This window comes from Phaeodactylibacter xiamenensis, from assembly GCF_000759025.1.
Taxonomy (GTDB): Bacteria; Bacteroidota; Bacteroidia; order Chitinophagales; family Saprospiraceae; genus Phaeodactylibacter; species Phaeodactylibacter xiamenensis.
On the sequence record NZ_JPOS01000029.1, the window covers coordinates 93,138 to 111,960 of the forward strand.

Genomic DNA, 18,823 nt, shown 5'->3' on the forward strand with positions numbered 1-18,823 from the left:
CCATTCACTCAATTCAATACGTTTCGTATGAAAAAAACTTACATGAACAAGCTGCTTGCACTGGTAGCAGTCATGGCTTTTGCGATGACCTCTGTGCAGGCACAATCGTTTACTGTAGATGCTCCGGCAAGTGTTGCTGGTAGCTACAATCATGGTATTGCGGTGTTTACGAACCCCACTGCCACACCAAGCTTCTCTGGCCCTGTTACTGTTGTGTCAGATGCAGACGGCCTTTCGACCGCCTGTGTTGAAATCACTGATGACCTGTCTGGTTCTGTAGCCTTGATTGACCGCGGTGCTTGCGGCTTCGATGCCAAAGTAGCCAATGCACAGGCTGCGGGTGCCGTAGGTGTAATTCTTTGTAATAATGACACCGCTAACCCAGATGCTATCCTGAACGTAGCAAGTGGTGCTGGCTGCCGCCCGGATATCACCATCCCTACGGTGGTGCTGAGCTACAACAACTGCCAGACCATCCGCATGGAAACTGGTTTGACAGTAACCTATGATGTGCCTGCAGGCAGTACCTTTGAATCAGCTATTGAGATCGGCGAAGGCACCTTTACTGTTGATGAGATCCCTATGGACTCCAGCAACACTTTCGTAGGGGCTACCGGCGAAGTTTGGTACAAGTATACGCCTTCTGCAACTGGTGTGGTAACCGTTAGCTCCTGTGGAAGCGCAGCCGCCACACGTTTGCTGTTCAACAGCGTTACAGATTGCCGTGCGACTTTGACCAACCTTATATTTAACCAGGGTGGCTGCCCAGACGATGATGGCTCCACACTGGACTGGCTGGTATTTGAAGGCGAGGAATATTACATCCTCTGGGATGATGCGAACTCTTCTGACGGCTTTGACTTCACCGTCAGCCTGGGTGATCCTGAGCCTGTTGATGTTACGCTGAATGTAGACATGCAGAACGAAACGGTAGCAGCAGAAGGTGTTAGCGTGGTTGTTGGCGGTCCTGGTGTAGCTGACCTCAACGAGGTGATCATTCAGGCGATGTCTGACGATGATGGCGATGGTATCTACTCAACAACTATTCAGGTAACGACACTGGATACTATTGGCTATGCTTTTGTGAACGGCGGCGTAGACCCTGCTAACCTGGAAGTTGTCCCTGATTCCTGTGGCGTGCCAAGCGGCTTTGGCTTCAATGTGCGTCCGTTCATCAATACTTCAATTTTCCCGGTAGAGGTTGATGCGGTATGTTTCGCTGCTTGCGAAGCTTGTCCGCTGGACATGGCTACCTGCGACGAGCCTACTGTAATCTGGACTGAAGACTTTGAGGGGCAGACCGTAGGTGCACCACCGGTGAACAACTTCATTATCCCCTGGCCTGCTGCTGGTATCATCCTTGGTGATGTAAGCTCTGATCAGGCGGCAAGTGGTTCTAACTCTCACCTTATCACGGGTGACGGTACAGACGTAGACCCGGTTTACCTGTTATCTAACCAGACATTGACTACCGGTCACTATGTCGTTAGCTGGAACATGTACATACCTGCCGATTCCACAGCCTACTTTAACTTCCAGAAGGATGCAACACCAGCCGTAGAATGGGCAGTAGAGGTGTTCTTCAATGGTGATGGCACTGGCGACCTCAATGCAGGTGCAGCTGACCCTCGTGCTAACTTTACCTACCCGGAAGGAGAATGGTTCTCGATTGTAACGGTGATTGATATCGATAATGACCTCATCCGCATGCATATTGATGGGCAGTGGGTATCCAGCTGGCCGCTGAACTTTGATGCCAGCAGTACCGGAAACTTGCAGTCAATAGGCGCAGTGAACTACTACCCAAGACCAAACGAACCTGATTTTTGGTATGTAGACGACTTCACGGTAGCGCTGATCCCTGAGCCAGGTGACGGACTGTACTGCCAGACGGCTACAGTTGTGGAGCCAGGTGTCATTACAGCAGAAGAACTGGACTGCTTTGGTGGTGGTCTGTTCTATGATCCATCTGACGGAGCTGGTCTGCAGGCCCGTTGGTTCAGCTATACCGCTACCGCTGATGGCTACATTAGTGTAAGCGCTTGCGGAGGCGGTGTGGATACCCGCGCATGGATCCTGGCGGGTGACTGTGGTGATCTTACACCAGTAGGTGTGAATGATGACCGCTGTGAAATTTCCGCTGGCGGCAGTGCATGGGCTACTTACCGTGAGGTGCCAGTTACTTCCGGCGAAACCTACTACATCGTTTGGGATGATACCTGGGAAGCTGCCGGCTTTGACTGGGAACTGACGCTCAACGAAGGCGATCTGCCTGTGGGCGATTTCTGTGAGTCTGCTGAAGCTGTTGATCCAGGTACCTACACTGTAGAGGAGTTCGGTGAAGCTTCTGTTGGTGGCTATCGCCCGGGTTACTTCACGACTTCTACTACTCCATACTCTGGTGGCGCATGGTACTCCTTCACGCCTGATAGCGATGGCACTATGAGCATCAACTCTTGTGGTACTGACGCTGATACCTGGTTGTTCGTTTACACTGGCGATTGTGGTTTACAGTCTCTGGAGCTGATCGCTGAAAGTGATGACGACTGTATCATCGCTTCAAGTGTGGAAGACATCGAAGTGACGGCAGGTACGACTTACTACATTGAGTGGATCGACCGGAATGACGCTGCTGGTTTTGACTGGGAGCTGATCTTCAACCCACCAACTGTAAACGTACAGATGGCTGTTGATGTATCCCTGCTCGTAGAAGCTGGCGAACTCAGCCCGGACGGTGTATTCCTGGCCGGTAGCTTCAGCGATTTCAATAACGTTGAGATGTCTGACCTGGATGGAGATAACATCTACACGGTTACTGTACAGATTCCTGAAAACTCTACTGCGACTTACAAGTTCAAGAACGGTCCTGACGGATGGGAGAACATCGATACCAGCATTGGTGACGACTGTACGACCGGCGAGTTTAACGACCGCTTTGTGGAAACCGGTACCATGAACATTCCGCTTGATCCGGTTTGCTTCGGCTACTGTGTTTCCTGCCAGACGGTTGATGTGAGCGATGTAGCGCTGGAGCAGGGCGTATCTGTATTCCCTAATCCTGCGAAGGATGTGCTGAATGTACAGATCGATCTGCCGGAAGTAGCCAGCCGCCTGAACATCCGCCTGGTGAATGCATTGGGTCAGGTGGTACTGAGCCGCGACCTTGGTACACTTCAGAGCGACAACATCGAGCTTGACGTACGCAACCTCGCTGCCGGCACTTACATGCTGCAGGTGGTTGATGGACAGGCGCAGTTCACGCAGTCTGTTATCATTAAGTAATAGCCTTTGGGCATGCTGAATAATTAAGTTCAGCGACTCATTGACTACAATAGAAAAGCGCCGCCCGGCCGCTCTCGTAGCGTGCCGGGCGGCGCTCTTTTATATGCTGCAGTAGCCCCTGTAATTTACACCACTGGTGCTGCAGTAGCCCGAACTTTTACCCTGAGCAACAAAAGCAGCCCAACCAAAAAGAATCCGCTTAGCACCAGCATACTCAGCCGCATACTGCCGGTAATCTGCTCCATTAACCCAAAGGTGAACGTGCCGATAATAATAGCTACCTTTTCCAGTACATCATAAAAACTAAAGTAAGAAGTCGTATCATCGGAGCTCTCGGGGATTAGCTTGGAGTAAGTAGACCGGGACAGGGACTGTATCCCTCCCATAACGAGCCCAACGGCTGCCGCGATGGCGTAAAACTGAGCTTTCTCCTGCACAAGGTACCCTACAATACAAATCGCCATCCAAATCAGCAGCATGGTAATCAAAGATATTTTATTGCCTTTCCATTCTGAGAGGCGGGCGAAGCTATAAGCCCCCAGGATGGCGACGACTTGGAGCAGCAGGATGATGATGATCAGCTCGGAAGTCTCAAAGTTAAGCTCTTTGCTGGCGAAGGTGCTGGCCAGGAATAGCACCGTCTGCACGCCGGCGCTGTAAAAGAAAAAGGAAAACAGGAAGGAACGAATGTTTTGCTCCCCCTTCACCGCACGCCAGACCTTTTTCAGTTCCTGAAACCCTTTGCGCAGCATTTCAGGAGATGCCTTTTGCTTTTCATCCGAAGGAAGCCGCCGGAACGGGATAAGTGCAAAGCCGATCCACCACAGCCCTACGGAAAGAAAGGCATAGCGTGTGGCCGTGCCCTGATCAGGAAAACCCAAACCTTCCCAAAACTGCACCATCACCAGGTTGATAATGAGCAAAATAACACTCCCGATATAGCCAAAGGAGAACCCCCGTGCACTCACCCGGTCGTAGAGGTCCTCGGTGACGATCACGGGCAAAAAGGCATTGTAAAATACCAGCCCGCCGGCAAAACCAATCATAGACAGCATGAAGCCGACCGTCCCCAGTTCGAGCTGATCCATACCTTTAAAGAAAAACAGGGAAAGGCAGGATAAGGAACCCAAAATGGTAAAAAACTTAAGGAAAAACTTCCGCCGGCCCCCATAGTCTGCTATGCCGGATAAGAAAGGGGAGAAGAGGGCAATGATGAAGTACGAAGCCGATATGGCAAAAGTATACAGGGAACTATTGGACATTTCCATCCCAAGGACGGAGAGGTCCTCATCCGTTACCGCCACAAAGTAAGCCGGGAAAATTGCAGCGGTAATCACCAGCGCAAAAGCGGAATTGGCCCAGTCAAAAATGGCCCAGCCATTGATGATGCGCTTGTCATTAATCGGGAAATCTGTAGAAGATGGAGCCATAAGATGTGGTGAGCGTGAGGAAAATTGGATTACCTTTGATCAGTGCGTAAATTACGAATAACCATTCGGAATTATGAAAATCGCGATTCTTTCCCGTGGCCCGCAGTTGTATTCCACCCAGAGTCTGATCAGGGCAGGGATCAAAAGAGGGCACGAAATGCATGTTGTTGATCATACCCGCTGTTCTTTAGTACTGGAGCGCGACCGCCCCCGTATCCTCTATCAGGGGTATCGGTTGGAACGGTTTGATGCGGTCATTCCCCGTATTGGAGCTTCCGTAACTTCCATCGGAGCTTCTGTCATCAGCCAGTTTGAGAATATGAATGTCTTTGTGGCCGCTAATGCCGCCGCCCTGATTGAAGCCCGGGACAAACTGCGCTGCCTGCACCGCCTTGCGCAACATGGTATACAGATCCCTAAAACGGTCTTCGTCGCTTCCGGCCAGAATATGCAGGCGGCGGTCAGTCAGCTGGGGGGATTGCCGGTAGTCGTCAAGCTTTTGGAGGGTACTCATGGCATAGGGGTCATACTTGCAGAAACCTTCCGTACGGTAGAATCTACCGTGGAAGCTTTTCAGCGGTTGAACAATCGCGTGATGCTGCAGGAGTTTATCCGGGAGGCAAGGGGCAGGGATGTCCGGGTGCTTGTGGTCAATAATCAGGTGGTGGCTGCCATGGAACGGCAGGCCCGGCCCGGTGAGTTTCGCTCCAACCTGCACCGCGGCGGCTCTGCAAGGCAGGTGAAGCTTACCCCCGAAGAGCAGGAGCTGGCCGTAAGAGTTGTACAAATTATGGGGCTCCATGTCGGTGGGGTGGATTTTTTGCGTTCAGAGCGCGGCCCACTGATTATGGAGGTAAACGCCTCTCCCGGGCTGGAAGGGATAGAAACCGTCACCGGTATAAACGTTGCCGGAAGAATCATTCAATTTATCGAAGAAACCTTAGCGCAATCATCCTGACTATGAGTGAAGCCCTGCCATTAGAAATCCACAAGTCAAGTATCGCTCCGGGGGAGGATGAAGTGGTTAAAATTCCGGTTGGCCAGTTACCCTCCGGCAACCCTATCCGGATCGAGGCGCATGTCTTTCGTGCGGAGGCCCCCGGCCCGGCCCTGCTGGTTATGGCAGGTATCCACGGGGATGAGATCAATGGGGTGGAGATCGTGCGCCGGGCACTTCAAAACGGGCGCTTTGCTGAACTGCAAAAAGGAAGTGTCGTAGCGATTCCACTGGTGAATGTCTATGGTTTTGTAAACCGGTCGCGGGAAGTGCCGGATGGTAAAGACATCAACCGCTCTTTTCCGGGCAGCAGCCGGGGCTCTCTGGCCTCCCGCCTGGCGAATGCCCTGGCTAAAAAGGTGCTGCCTGGTGTCGATATTATACTCGATTACCACACAGGCGGAGCTAATTTGTACAACTACCCGCAGATACGCTACAGCAAAGGCGATGAGCGCAGCGAGGAACTTGCTAAAGTATTCGGTGCACCCTTTAGTGTGGCCAAAGCGCCCATTCAGAAGTCTTTCCGGAAAATTGCCCTGGAGTACGGCAAGCCCGCCCTGATCTTCGAAGGTGGAGAAAGCCAACGCTATGATGCCGCCTCCATCGAGTATGGCCTGGCGGGGCTCGACCGCCTGCTGAGCTACCTGGGTATGGTTCCGGGGGAAGCAGCCGGGCAGCCCTATCTGCGGCAACACTTCAGCCACCAAAGCTGGGTACGTTCGCCTAAAGCCGGGCTCTTCCTCTGGGAAAAGTCATCAGGGGATCAGGTGGAGAAAGGAGAAGAGATCGGATGGATTAACGATCCCTACGGCAGCAAAGACAGTAAAGCGGTCAAAGCCTCTCATACCGGCTGCATCATAGGGCACAGTAATGCTGCTGTGGTTAATCAGGGGGATGCACTATTTCATATCGCCTACGAATAACAACAGGCTTTACTCAATAACCCGTTTTTCAATATAGTCGGAATTAAGCAGGCTCAGCGCGCCCATGTATTTGAGCTGAAAGGATATCTCATCGCCTACCTTGTAGTTGGGGCTTTTGTCACCCAGGTCTACCACCAGCATATCTGAGCTGGCATTGACGATATTGATGTCTTCATCATCCGGAATGAGGTACTCCACAGAAATATCGAGCGTACCGATATCCAGTATAGCCCGGTAGGACTCCTTGCCATAGTCCTCTTCATTTACTTCAAAGACATCACCGGATGGGTTGGCAGCCAACTGTCCGATGGGAACTTTAGGCTTTTTAGTGATCTCGATAATCTGTGTGAACAACCGCAGCACATCGGGCTTCATCGCTTTTATAGGCTTTTCCTCAAACAGGTCCACTCCAAAGTAAAGCGTTTCGCCAATACGGAAGTGGTTGATGCCCGAGGGTATCTGCTGACGGAACAACAGCGGCAGCACTACAGAAGTACCACCGGTAATCCATTGAATTTTCTTATTGAACTTGGCTTCCACGAGCTGTTTGTAAAGGCTAAGCTGTATCAGCTTGTCTTCTGAGGGCATAACACCGTGCAGGCAGTTCAGGTTAGAACCGATAGCGACGATTTCGATATTCGGCAGTTCGAAGATTTTCTCATAAAATTCGATGAGGTTTTCTCCCATAATGCCCTCCCGCAGGTCACCGAGCTCAATCATGATGGTCACGCGGTGCACCTTGCCCTGCCGCTGTGCCTCTTCGGACAGAAGTTTAATTGTTGCGCTTTCTGAGTTGAAGCTTACATCTGCGTAGCGGATCACATCCTCCACTTCACCCATAGCTGGCGGTTTAATATACACCGTTTGCATATCCGGGGCCACCTTCTTAATCTTGGCAAGGTTGAAAATCCGGCTGTCGCAGACCTCTTTGATGCCCAGATTGACCACCTCTTTCAGGAAGTCCTCGTTACCGCACAGGAGTTTGGTAACGATTGCCCAGTCAATATCATGCTTTTTGAATATCCTGTCAAGGTACTCATAATTGTGCCGAAGGTGACTTTTGTTAAGTGTCAGGTAAGCCATGGTGATTTAGTGAAGTTATAAAGTGAGTGGCTTTACCGGCAGGCGCAGAGGCCATGGGTTAAAGCAGAATTTCCGGAAAAAGCAAAGGAATAGTGCTTCCGCTGAGCGGAAAATGGAATGGACAGCGTGTTGTAAAAAGCTTCGATTACTGTAAGGCTTAATTTAAAGATTGCTTTCTATCTTCAAATTGGTAAACAAACGTATGTTATCTAGGTTTAATCATGTTAGGCTAATCTACAATTTCCCGGGGGATATCCATAGGCAGGCGGGTCAGCAACTCGTAGTTGACTTGCTGGGAAAACTCTCCAAATGCAGAGACGCCAAGCTCCAGTTCTCCCTGATTGCCGATGATAACCACCTCATCACCTCGTTCCACGTGATCCACCTGGGAAATGTCCACCGTAATGGCATTCATGTTGACCATGCCAATGACGCCCACCCGCTTGCCCCTGATGAGGACCCGCCCGGCGTTGCTTAGCGAGCGGGTGAAGCCGTGGCCGTAGCCAATCGGGATGGTGGCTACTTTCATCTCCTTTGTTGCCATGTAAGAGGTGCCATAGCCTACGTATTCTCCGGTTTTTACCGTTTTGGTGTCCATCACCTGGCTTTTCCAGGAGATCAGGCGTTCCAGCGGGTTGTCCTGCCGGTTGACTTTGCTGTTGTGCTCAATGAGGGTTTCCCGGCTGGGCCAAAAACCATACTGCAGAATGCCGATCCGGACCATATCCAGCCGGGTGGGCGGATAGCGTATTGCTGCGGCTGAGCAGGCCACATGCTTGATATCCGGCTGCAGCCCCTGATTGGCAAACCAGTTGAGAATGCGCTTGTAGGTCTTGCGCTGTTGCGTGACCCGTACGTAGTTCGCAATGCTCTCTGCCCCGGCAAAGTGGGTGCAGAGCCCCTGAAACTGCAGGAGGTCCGGGTGTTTCAGCAGCAGTTCTGCCACATGAGGCAGCTCATGCGCTTCGTAGCCAATACGGTTCATGCCTGTTTCAACCTCAACGTGAACTTTTGCTTTTTTGCCAACTTTACGCGCAGCCCGCACAGCGGCCTCCAGCCGCTCCGGCTCAAAAACATAAAACTCGATGTTGTTCTCGATTGCCCATTCCAGATGCTGGTCTTCCACCATCCCCATGATCATAATTTGCACTTCTTTGTCCTGAAGGCTTTTCCTGACCCGATAGGCCTCACTGGCATCAAACACACTAAAGTGCTCTGCGCCGCAAGCCACGGCAAGCGGGGCGAACATTTCGATACCGTGGCCGTAGGCATTTCCCTTGACCACCCACGAGATATTGGCATCATCGCCAATCTGATTGCGGATAAACCGGTAGTTGCTTTCCAGTGCCTTTCGGCTGATAGTAATTTTTGATGTCGCTAGCATGGGCAGAGTTGTTGAGCGTAAATTAAGGAACCTGGCTGAGTTTTACAGCGGCGGGGAGCTCCTTATTTTGTGTTTATTTCTGACGTTAAAGCTGCCCTTTGTGTTCGAACAAGACTTGTCTGTTTTCTGATAGCAATAGAAATGTTTTAATTTTGATCAGTCTGTGCGCTCTAGCAGATGCTCCAGAATGCGCCGGTACATGTCAATGCCAACCGGGGTGATGGCGTCGGGGAAATCGTAATCAGGGTTATGCAGTGCAGGGTGGTCCTCTCCCGCCCCAATGCCAAACATGGCCCCTTTGAATTGTTGTGTGAATGCCCCAAAGTCTTCTCCCCACTTGAATGCCCAGTCTTTGGCATGGTACTCCAATCCGTTATCCGCGGCAGCTTGCTGAATGATGCCGGCCACTTCGGGGTCATTTTGTGTTGTCCGGAATACATTGGTCCACTCCGTATCGAGCTGCAATCCATACTTTTGGGAAACCCGCCCGGCGTAGCTCAGCAGCCGGTCACTCAGGGCCTGCATTTCCTCCTCTGTTTTTGTCCTGATGGTCAGGTGTATTTCACCATAGCCGGCAGAAACACCGTATGCGACTTCGCCCATGTGTATGTGCACCGGGGTCAGGATAGCAAAGCCTTCTTCCTCAATATTGGGCTGGCAGGCAATGTCCGCTTCTTTGATAATTTCGGCAATAGCCATGGCTGGATTGATGCCGTTTTCCGGTTCTCCGGCGTGGGAGGTCTTGCCATTGAGGCGGATAATGAGGCTTTGGACTGAAGAGCTGAACGGGCCTTCTTTGCAAACGATAGTACCTAGCGGAAAACCGGGTAAATTGTGGAAAGCTACTGCGTAGTCAATGGGCAATACCTGATCGAAAGTTTCGTCTTTCAGCATCCATTCGGCACCGGCTCCAATCTCTTCGGCAGGTTGAAAAAGGAGCAGAGCCCGCCCTTTCTCCGGTGGATGGTGATACAGGGCTCTTGCAAACCCCATCATGACCGCCATATGCCCATCGTGCCCGCATTTGTGCGCGATATTTTCCTTCGTAGACCGATAGTCGAAGTCATTAACCTCCTGAATAGGCAGGGCATCCAGCTCTGTCCGGAACAGTACGGAAGGGCCAGGGTGCCCACTGTCGAAAACAGCAACCATGCCACAGCCACCTATGCCTTCAATGAGTTGTGCAGGCTCCAGTTTCTGAAGAGACCTGGCCAGAAATGCCGCTGTTTCATGCTCCTCGCCACTTAGCTCAGGGTACTGATGCAGGTAGCGCCGTAGCTGATCAATATCACTCATCCAGGAAGGCTTGGTTTGGGTCATAGCGTACGGGTTGTATCAGATAGTTTTACCGCAGCCGGTATATCCGGCGGGGTGGTTACGTAGCTCAATATTATGAAGGATAGGGCAGAAATAGAAATCCCCGCAATATTCGCATCCAAATCGTAAGGCAGCTGCCAACTGGTCAGAATAAGCAGGAGGGTAGTGCCCCCGCCCAGGAGCATGGCCCAAAACGCTGCAGTCGGCGTTGCTCGTTTCCAGTACATACCACCAATGACCGGCACAAAGAGCCCGGATACCATGAAGGCATAAGAGAGCAACATAAGCTCCAGCACATTTTGCATACTCATGGCAATAAGCAGGGCGACTGCACCGATCGCAAAGGTAGCAACCTGAGAATAACGCAGGATTTTCTTTTCATCCCCTTTTAATGGCAGGAAGCGCTCCAGGATATCCGTGACCACATTACCGGAGGCTGCCATCAGGCAACTGTCTGCCGTAGACATGATCGCGGAGAAATAGGCAGAAAGCATAAGCCCGGTCAGCCCGGCAGGCAGCACCGTCCGCAGCAAGAGTGGCAGCCCCATCTCCGCGTCCATCGCCTCAGGATCGGTGTACCCCAGGTCCACAAACATACCCTGATCGGCACCCACCCGGGCAAACAGCCCCAGCAGAACGCCCATAAAAGCCATAATCGGGTACTCAAAAAGCCCGGCGGTATACCAGGCCCGCTTTGCCGTCTGCTCGTCACGGCAGGCATAAATCCGCTGGTAGAGCGTCATGCCTACAAACCAAATGGGGATGATGGTAACGCCCCAGTTGACCAGTTGCGACCAGGAGACGTTGGTCAGCTGCAAAAACTCTGGCCGGACCACCTCCCGTATACCCTCCATACCACCAACAGCGAAGTAACCCAATGGGATACCGATGAACACCAGGCCTGCCATCAGGATAATCCACTGTACCGTATCCGTATAAATAACAGCTTTCAAACCGCCTGCTACGGTATAGACCACCGCAATCACGCCCATAATTACAAGAGCCTGAGTCAGGCTGAGGCCCGTAAAGGTAGCTGAGGCTAATTTGGCCCCTGCCAGCAGTTGCGAACTGGTGAAACCCAGGTAGCCAATAGCAGAAATAATGCCTGCGAGAAGGGCTACGTTTGGGTTGAAAAGGAAGTCAAAAAGTTGCGGAAAGGTCAGCAGGTTCACCTTCTTGGAAAGCCGGTTGACCTTTGGGATGAGAAAGACGGCGCTCAGCCACGCACCAATAAGCCCTGTGAATAGCATCCAGGAGCCGGAAATGCCCATCAGGAAGCCCAGCCCACCAAGGCCAATGGAAAAACCGCCCCCAACATCGGTAGCGACCACGGACAGACCGATGTGCAGGCTGCCCATATCCCGGCCACCCACATAGTAGTCGTCGGAGTTTTTATTTTGCTTGAAAAAGAAAAAACCTATCCCCAGCATCGCCAGGAAGTAGACGATGAAAATAACAATATCAATCCAATGCATAAAATGGGTTTACTTGTTCTTAAGGCGCATTTCCAGGTACTTATTCGTGAAGCCCAGCTTCTCATAAAGGTGGCGCGCCGGGTTGTCCGGCTCTACATGAAGGGCAATATCCCCCTGTGCCAGGTCGATGGCTTTTTGCATGAGGGCCTTACCGATACCTTTGCCGCGCTGACTACCGTCGACAGCGATGTACACCAGGATATTTTCAGGAATATACCCTTCCATACCTGTACGGTTGATGACCACCGCCCCCACAATCTCGCCCTCCAGTTCTCCGGCAATGACAAAGCCGCCATGGGAAGCGGTTTCCTTCAAAGCATATTGGATAGCTTTGTGGATGTCCTCCCGGGCATCGCCGTATTGATCGAGGTGATGGAACAGAAAATTGACGATATGTTCCTTTTCCGAAATAGTGGCAGGTTCAAAAGGGGTATATACCTTAATATTCATAAGTGGTTGTAAATGATTTAATTCAATGATAGAACGTTGCCTGCGCCCTCAGGTTGAGGAGCATCAGGCATATGGCGGAATATAAGGAATATCAGCTGAGGATAAAAGCTCGGAGGGAAAGGGCCTGGCTTTAGGGCTCAAAACTTAAATCAGGTCCCGAAGTACGAATGAGGTCTTGATGCGCTCCTTATCCCGTCTGACCACAATGCGCAAACGTTTACCGGAAGGTTTCTGCAGCCGGTTGATGATACTGCTCAGCGTAAGGAATGAGGTGGGGACCCAGTTGATGCGCCTGATCTCATCACCAGGCTTCAATCCGGCTTCATGAGCCGGGCTGCCTTCAATAACGCTGTAGATTAAGAAGTCTCGAAGCCCGGGCCCCGTGGCGATGACGAGCATACCACTGCGGTCTACCTTAAATTCGTCATCATAGTTTTTATTGGGCTCAAGGTAGACTTCCTCCCGAACGTAATCCAAAATAACAGTAAACCGCCTTAATATTTCATTGCCCAGAATGCCGTTGCGCTGGTCCAGGCTGCTACTGTCTATTGCCGTTCCCAGCATGATTTCCTGATAGCTGGTGACCACGCTTGAGAATTGATAGGGCGGGATTTCCAGGCTGGAGACTTTGCCCTGATAGCCCCTCAGGAAGCCACCCAGCCCTGCACCGAGATTACTGGGGATGACCCGCTCGGGAAGCACCAGCCCCGGGTCGCTGTCGGTGTTGATGAGCAACGGAAGGGCAGCTCCGGTATCGAGAAGCAGCTTCAGCGTACTAGTGTCTCCCTGCCGCAGGGCCACCTCAGGAAAAACGTAGGGCTTGCTTTTTCTGAAATTCGCTGCAACCGGAGTAAAACCCTTTCCGGGCTTTACAAATTCCCGCGGATCATACAGCGTAATGAGCTGCCGGCGATAGTCGATCTCCACTACAAACCTCCGGAAAAAATCAGCCCCCAGAATACCGTGGATTTCCACACCCGTGTAATCTTCAAACCTTAGGTAGTCTTCCTCCAGTACCAGAATGGACCGGTTTTTGGCCAGTACCGAGCCAGCCTGCAAATTGATGCCTGAAACCAAATAGGCATAAAACTCGCGGCTCAGGTCGGAGCCAATCAGGGTAAAACGCCGGCGGTATTCGAGTTGAAGCAGATCGGTGATTTCCCGTTGGCTGAGAATGGTATGCTCGGCTCCCGTATCAAAGATGAAGTTTAGCGGGAACCAGTTTTCGAACACAACCGGAACAACTATAAAGCCATTGGTATACCGGAACGGAAGATCGATTTTTGTTTTCCCGCCGGTGATTTCCAGATCGGTGTACTGTGCATATGAAACGGGGCCGCCTGCCAGCCAGAGCGCCGTCAGCACCACCCGAAGGCAACGGAGGAACGGAGTTGCAAACAAATCGTTGGGTTTTGGCATGTGGCAGGTATTCTTTGCTAAGATTCAGAACAGTATATTTCCGTAGGAGTTCCGGTATGCCCGACATTTGCTCAGCATCTGCAGATATCTTTTTTGCGCAGGCAGCGGAAAATAAAATTGGGGCGTTTTCCTTGCAGGAACAAGCGGTTAACGTTATTTTAACATCATAATTTAATTTGGTTTGAAGCTTATTTGTAAAAAACTGTTTGCTGATCTTTGTTTTTTCCTGCTAAATTGAGACTTTTACGGACTAGTTAGTGTAAAACAGACACAATTTGTCTATGACCTTGATTTTTATCCCATTGATCCCATTGAACAAATGAAGCCCCGGCTTCAGCAAAGAAATTGCAAGCGCTGCCCTCAGGGTTTGACGGCTTCGTTTGCAGTAACAGGATTTATTAATCAGACATAGTTTTTACTAACTAAACCAAAGTAGTGTATGAAACTTAACATCAACTCCATGACAAGGGGCGGTCTCCTTGTCTTGGCGCTCCTGCTGTGTAATTTCACTTTTGCACAGCGTACCATCACCGGTACGGTTACGGATGCTGAGACGGGTGAGCCTCTAATCGGGGCAAACATACTCGTTGTTGGCTCCAGCACTGGTACCATTACGGACTTTGATGGTGCTTATTCCCTTAACGTTTCAGAAAATGCCAAAGAGCTGGAATTCTCTTACACAGGATACAGCTCTCAGCGCGTTGAAATTGGCAGCCAAACCAAGATCGACGTTACCCTCTCTGCTGGTCAGCAGCTGGAGGAGGTCGTTGTTGTAGGTTATGGTTCTCAGAAGGAGAAGGAAATTACTTCTGCGGTTACTTCAGTGAGCGCTGAAGATTTCAACCAGGGGCCTATCACCGACCCTTCCCAGTTATTACAGGGTAAGGTGGCTGGCCTTCAGGTGTACAACCGGGGTGGTGACCCCAACGGGCAGAGCGTTATCCGCCTGCGCGGTATCTCTACTGTAGGTGCCAACACTGAGCCACTTGTAGTGGTAGACGGTATCATTGGTGCTTCTCTTGATAACGTTGACCCCAACGATATTGAGAACGTAACCGTCCTGAAGGACGGCTCTGCCGCTGCGATCTACGGTTCACGGGGTTCCTCAGGGGTTATCCTGGTGACTACCCGCTCCGGTAGCCAAAGCAAGGGCGTCGAGTTCTCTTATAATGGTCAGACTGCTGCCTCAACGGCATTCAACAGTGTGCCGGTTATGAGCCCTGACGAATTCGTTGCAGCCGGAGGTACAGACCTGGGCAGCCAAACCGATTGGATCGATGAAGTGACGCGCGTTGGTATTAGCAACGTACACAGCTTGTCTGCTTCCGGGGGATCAGGGAATACCACTTACCGTGTTTCCGGTAACTATCGTAATGTGGATGGTATCCTGAAGAACTCTGGTTTTGAGCAGTTCAACGGGCGTGTGAACCTTTCTACAAAAGCTTTCAACGAGAAAGTTAGCATCGACTTCAACTCTTCATTTACCAACCGGAATTCTGATTTTGGCTTCAACGAAGCCCTCCGCTATGGTGTACTGTACAACCCTACTGCTCCGGTCCTTGGTGCCAACGCGCCATTCCCATTTGCAAGCGAGCAGTATGGCGGCTTTTTCGAGACACTGGGCTTGTTTGATAGCTTCAACCCGGTTTCTATCATCGAGCAAAACCGCAATCAGGGACAACGTACAGAAGTTACTTATGGTGCACGGGTAGGCTACGACATTACGCCTAATCTGGAAATTGCTGGCCGCGTGGCAAACCAAAAGACTACTGTGGCTAACGAAGAGTACTATCCCACTACTTCACTGTTCAGAGGTAACGCAACCAGCCCAACCCGCAAGGGCCTTGCTGAGTTTTACGATGAGATCACCTCTTTCCAGTTGTTTGAAGGTTACCTGACTTATGTTGCAGATGTAGGCAGCCGTTCTAACCTGCGTGTTACAGGTGGTTACTCTTATCAGCAGAACAACTTCGAGTCTAAGTTCCTCAGCCTGGGTGACTTCCCGGACAATACGCTGGACTTTGGCAACTTGATTCAGACTTCTCAGGACTTGCAGAACGCTGGCTTTATTCAGGCCAACAGTGCTGTTTCTCCTGATGAGAAAATCATTGCCTTCTTCGCCCGTGCGAACATGACAATTGATGATGCGATCTTCCTGAACGCATCTGTTCGACGTGAAGGTTCTACCAAGCTTGGTGCAGACAACCGCTGGGGTATTTTCCCTGCGCTGGGTGTAGGTGTCGACGTTAACCGCTACCTTGATATCAATAACGTAGACCTCCTGAAAGTGCGGGTAGGTTACGGTGTAACAGGTGCCCTGCCTGGACCAAACGGACTATCTCAGCCCATCCGCCAAGTTGTAAACGGAGACGACGGAAGTGTCTCCACAGAATTGATCCGTGCTGCTAACCCTGAACTCAAGTGGGAGGAAAAAGGGGAGCTGAACCTCGGTGTGGAATTCACAATGGGGCGCTTCAATGCTACTTTAGACCTGTATGATCGTAATATTCAGGACTTCATCCTGGAGCGTACGGTTGATGTAGCTGTATTTGGTACAGACCGCCGGTTTGAGAATGCTGGCTTGCTCACTACTCAGGGCGCTGAGCTGACACTGGGTTATGATGTGGTCCGCAAGGATAATATGATTTGGAACACGGGCCTGATCCTTAGCACTTACAAAACTACACTCGAAGAATACGTAGTACCTGAAGAGCAGCGCGCTAACCTCGGTGCACCTGGTCAGAACGGAACCAACATGGTTGTCATCCGTGAAGGTCAGGAGATCGGTCAGATCTGGGGGCCTGTTTTTGAAGGTGTAGGTGAAGATGGATCTCCAATCCTTCAAGACATCAATGGTGACGGCCAGGTGATTGGTGATCAGGGTAATGCTTTGAACCCTGACGCAGACTTTACCACATTGGGCAATGGTATCCCCGATTTGGAATTCGGCTGGACAAACCAACTTTCCTTCGGTGATTGGTCGGTAAATGCCTTCTTCCGTGGGGCATTAGGCCATAGCCTTGTTAATACTTTCCGTGCGTTCTACGAGCCTCGCATTTCTTCGCAGACTTCTTATAACTTTGTTAATACAGAGTTAGCAGAGCCAGGATTGACTTCTGCTCAATTCAGCTCACTCTATGTGGAAGAGGCTGACTTCTTCAAGCTGGATAACCTGACGATCTCCAGAAGATTCAGCTTTGAGAAAGGAAGCGCGATTCGCGGTCTTACAGTGTCGCTTACCGGACAAAACCTGTTCGTACTGACGAACTATACCGGTACAGACCCTGAACCATCATTAGTAGACTATGGTTCATCAGATAACGGTGGAGAAGTAGACTTCTCTAATCCTGATGTGCTTAGCCCTGGTATCGACCGCCGCTACAGCTACTTTGCTTCGCGGACATTCACACTGGGCGTAAATCTTAATTTCTAACTTGAAAACTAAAAAGTAATGAAAAGACTTTTTAAATATTCGTTAATCGTATGCCTGGGTTTTTCTATGGCGGCTTGTACCGACCTGGAAGAAGATCTGGTAGGCGATATCACTGAAGATATCGTTGTGGAAGGCATCAATATAGGAGGCCCCGGCAGTAGTGACGGGGCGCTGACCGCCCTTTATGGTGAGCTCCGTAACGCCGGTACAGCTAACCACGGTGGATATTACTCCATTCAGGAAATCACCACTGATGAAATGTTCATCGGTGCGAAAGGTGGTGACTGGTTTGATGGTGGTGACTTGATTCGCTTGCACCAGCATACTTACACACCAAACCATCCATTTATTAACGGTACATGGGTGCAAACCTACAACGCTATTGCTACTGCCAATGATAACCTGGGTAGTGGTAACCTGAGCGATGCAGAAGTCGCACAAGCCCGTGCAGTACGTGCCTATTTCTACTGGCGCTTACTGGACTCCTATGGTCGGGTGAAGCTGGCAACTGAGACCAATCAGGACCCACCACAAGCTTCCCGTCAGGAGGTTTTTAACTTTGTTGAAAGTGAACTCCTCGCAGCCCTGGGCATATCTGAAGTAAGTGAGTCTATGGATTTGTCCAACAGCCAGCTTGCCGACGGTGGCTCTGCTTACTCCATGAATCGCTATGGTGCTATGGGAATCCTTGCTAAGTTGTACCTCAATGCAGAAGTATACACGGGTACGCCTATGTATGACAAAGCTGAGATTGCAGCTTCGTATATTATCGACAGCGGTCAGTACGTACTTTGCGGTGAAGGCTGCTCTGTACCTAACCTGGGCAAGCGCCCACGGGTAGACTCAGACCCTGCTGAACTGGAAGGTTATGCAGCTGTTTTTGCAGCTAATAACGAAGGTAACCCAGAGCATATCTTCTCTGTACGCTATGACGAAGCTACTGGTGCCGGTATGAACTTTAGCCAGATGAACCTGCACTATTCCAGCCAGTTTACCTGGAACTTCCAGGAGCAGCCCTGGAACGGATATGCTACCCTCGAGGAATTCTACAATTCCTACGAAGATGGTGATGCCCGTAAGGAGAATAACTTCATCGTTGGTCCTCAGCTGGACTTCAGTGGTTCTGCCTTGCTGGACTACGCTGCTGATGATGATGATATTCAGCTGAACTATACGCCGGAAATCAACGAGCTGGCTCCAAACTCACTGCGCGAAGCTGGCGCTCGTCCGGCGAAGTTTAGCTACAAGCAGTTTGGTCGTTCAGATATGGACAATGACTTCCCCATCGTTCGTTTGGGCGAAGTTTACCTGATCCGCGCAGAAGCGGTAGCTCGTCAGGCTGGCAACTGGACAGCTGCTGAAGCAGACGTAAACGTGCTTCGTGCACGTGCTGGTGTTTCTGAGTACAATGGCAACCTGACTGAAGAGGAATTCCTCGCAGAGCGTGGCCGTGAAATGTTCCAGGAAACTGCCCGCCGTACTGACCTTATCCGTTTTGGTAAGTACAACGACGAATGGTGGGAGAAGCCTGCTTCTGAGCCATACTTAAATATTTTCCCAATCCCGCAGGAGCAGATCAATGCTGGTGGAGGATTGACGCAGAACCCTGGGTACTAAGCCTGGTGGTTTA

12 protein-coding genes are annotated in these 18,823 nt (G+C 50.9%); 5 read left to right on the forward strand and 7 right to left on the reverse strand.

The genetic code is table 11. From position 1 onward, the window contains the following. The first annotated feature begins 27 nt into the window (after nt 1-27). Nucleotides 28-3,282 carry a T9SS type A sorting domain-containing protein gene (locus tag IX84_RS34425; protein ID WP_044220429.1) on the forward strand — a complete coding sequence of 1,085 codons (3,255 nt, stop codon included), beginning with the start codon at nt 28-30 and terminating at the stop codon, nt 3,280-3,282. Between the two features lie 125 nt (nt 3,283-3,407). On the opposite strand, the gene IX84_RS11585 is transcribed toward IX84_RS34425, so the two are convergent. Further along, on the reverse strand, nt 3,408-4,712 hold the full coding sequence (locus IX84_RS11585; RefSeq protein WP_044220431.1) for an MFS transporter: 1,305 nt from the start codon (nt 4,710-4,712) through the stop codon (nt 3,408-3,410). A 73-nt stretch (nt 4,713-4,785) separates the two neighbouring features. Here IX84_RS11585 and rimK point away from each other — a divergent pair, with 73 nt between their 5' ends. Together rimK and IX84_RS11595 are read left to right on the forward strand one after the other, a co-directional pair. Next, nucleotides 4,786-5,670: a 30S ribosomal protein S6--L-glutamate ligase gene (gene rimK / locus IX84_RS11590; RefSeq protein WP_044220433.1), complete on the forward strand. Its 885-nt coding sequence runs from the start codon at nt 4,786-4,788 to the stop codon at nt 5,668-5,670. 2 nt (nt 5,671-5,672) lie between these two features. Next, complete coding sequence (locus IX84_RS11595) at nt 5,673-6,632, forward strand: succinylglutamate desuccinylase/aspartoacylase family protein (protein ID WP_044220435.1); 960 nt, start codon at nt 5,673-5,675, stop codon at nt 6,630-6,632. 9 nt (nt 6,633-6,641) lie between these two features. Here IX84_RS11595 and IX84_RS11600 read toward each other — a convergent pair whose 3' ends face one another. The 6 genes from IX84_RS11600 to IX84_RS11625 form a co-directional block, all read right to left on the reverse strand. Continuing rightward, nucleotides 6,642-7,715: an alanine racemase gene (locus IX84_RS11600; RefSeq protein ID WP_044220438.1), complete on the reverse strand. Its 1,074-nt coding sequence runs from the start codon at nt 7,713-7,715 to the stop codon at nt 6,642-6,644. Between the two features lie 229 nt (nt 7,716-7,944). Then, a complete protein-coding gene (alr, locus tag IX84_RS11605; RefSeq protein ID WP_044220440.1) occupies nt 7,945-9,099 on the reverse strand; it encodes an alanine racemase in 1,155 nt (384 codons plus the stop codon). A gap of 156 nt (nt 9,100-9,255) precedes the next feature. After that, entirely contained in the window at nt 9,256-10,419 is a 1,164-nt protein-coding gene (locus IX84_RS11610; RefSeq protein ID WP_052515959.1) for an amidohydrolase, read from the reverse strand. Further along, nucleotides 10,416-11,891 (reverse strand): sodium:solute symporter family protein, encoded by a 1,476-nt coding sequence (locus IX84_RS11615; protein WP_044220442.1) that lies wholly within the window; start codon nt 11,889-11,891, stop codon nt 10,416-10,418. Before IX84_RS11615 ends, IX84_RS11610 begins: the two co-directional genes overlap by 4 nt. Before the next feature lie 9 nt (nt 11,892-11,900). Further along, a complete protein-coding gene (locus IX84_RS11620) occupies nt 11,901-12,341 on the reverse strand; it encodes a GNAT family N-acetyltransferase (protein WP_044220445.1) in 441 nt (146 codons plus the stop codon). Nucleotides 12,342-12,485: 144 nt separating this feature from the next. Next, nucleotides 12,486-13,760, reverse strand: a complete 1,275-nt coding sequence (locus IX84_RS11625) for a PDZ domain-containing protein (protein WP_081968718.1) — start codon at nt 13,758-13,760, stop codon at nt 12,486-12,488. A 439-nt stretch (nt 13,761-14,199) separates the two neighbouring features. Between IX84_RS11625 and IX84_RS11630 the strand changes: the two genes are divergently transcribed. Further along, on the forward strand, nt 14,200-17,193 hold the full coding sequence (locus IX84_RS11630; protein WP_044220452.1) for a SusC/RagA family TonB-linked outer membrane protein: 2,994 nt from the start codon (nt 14,200-14,202) through the stop codon (nt 17,191-17,193). Nucleotides 17,194-17,211: 18 nt separating this feature from the next. Next, nucleotides 17,212-18,810 (forward strand): RagB/SusD family nutrient uptake outer membrane protein, encoded by a 1,599-nt coding sequence (locus IX84_RS11635; RefSeq protein WP_044220454.1) that lies wholly within the window; start codon nt 17,212-17,214, stop codon nt 18,808-18,810. Nucleotides 18,811-18,823: the final 13 nt, after the last annotated feature.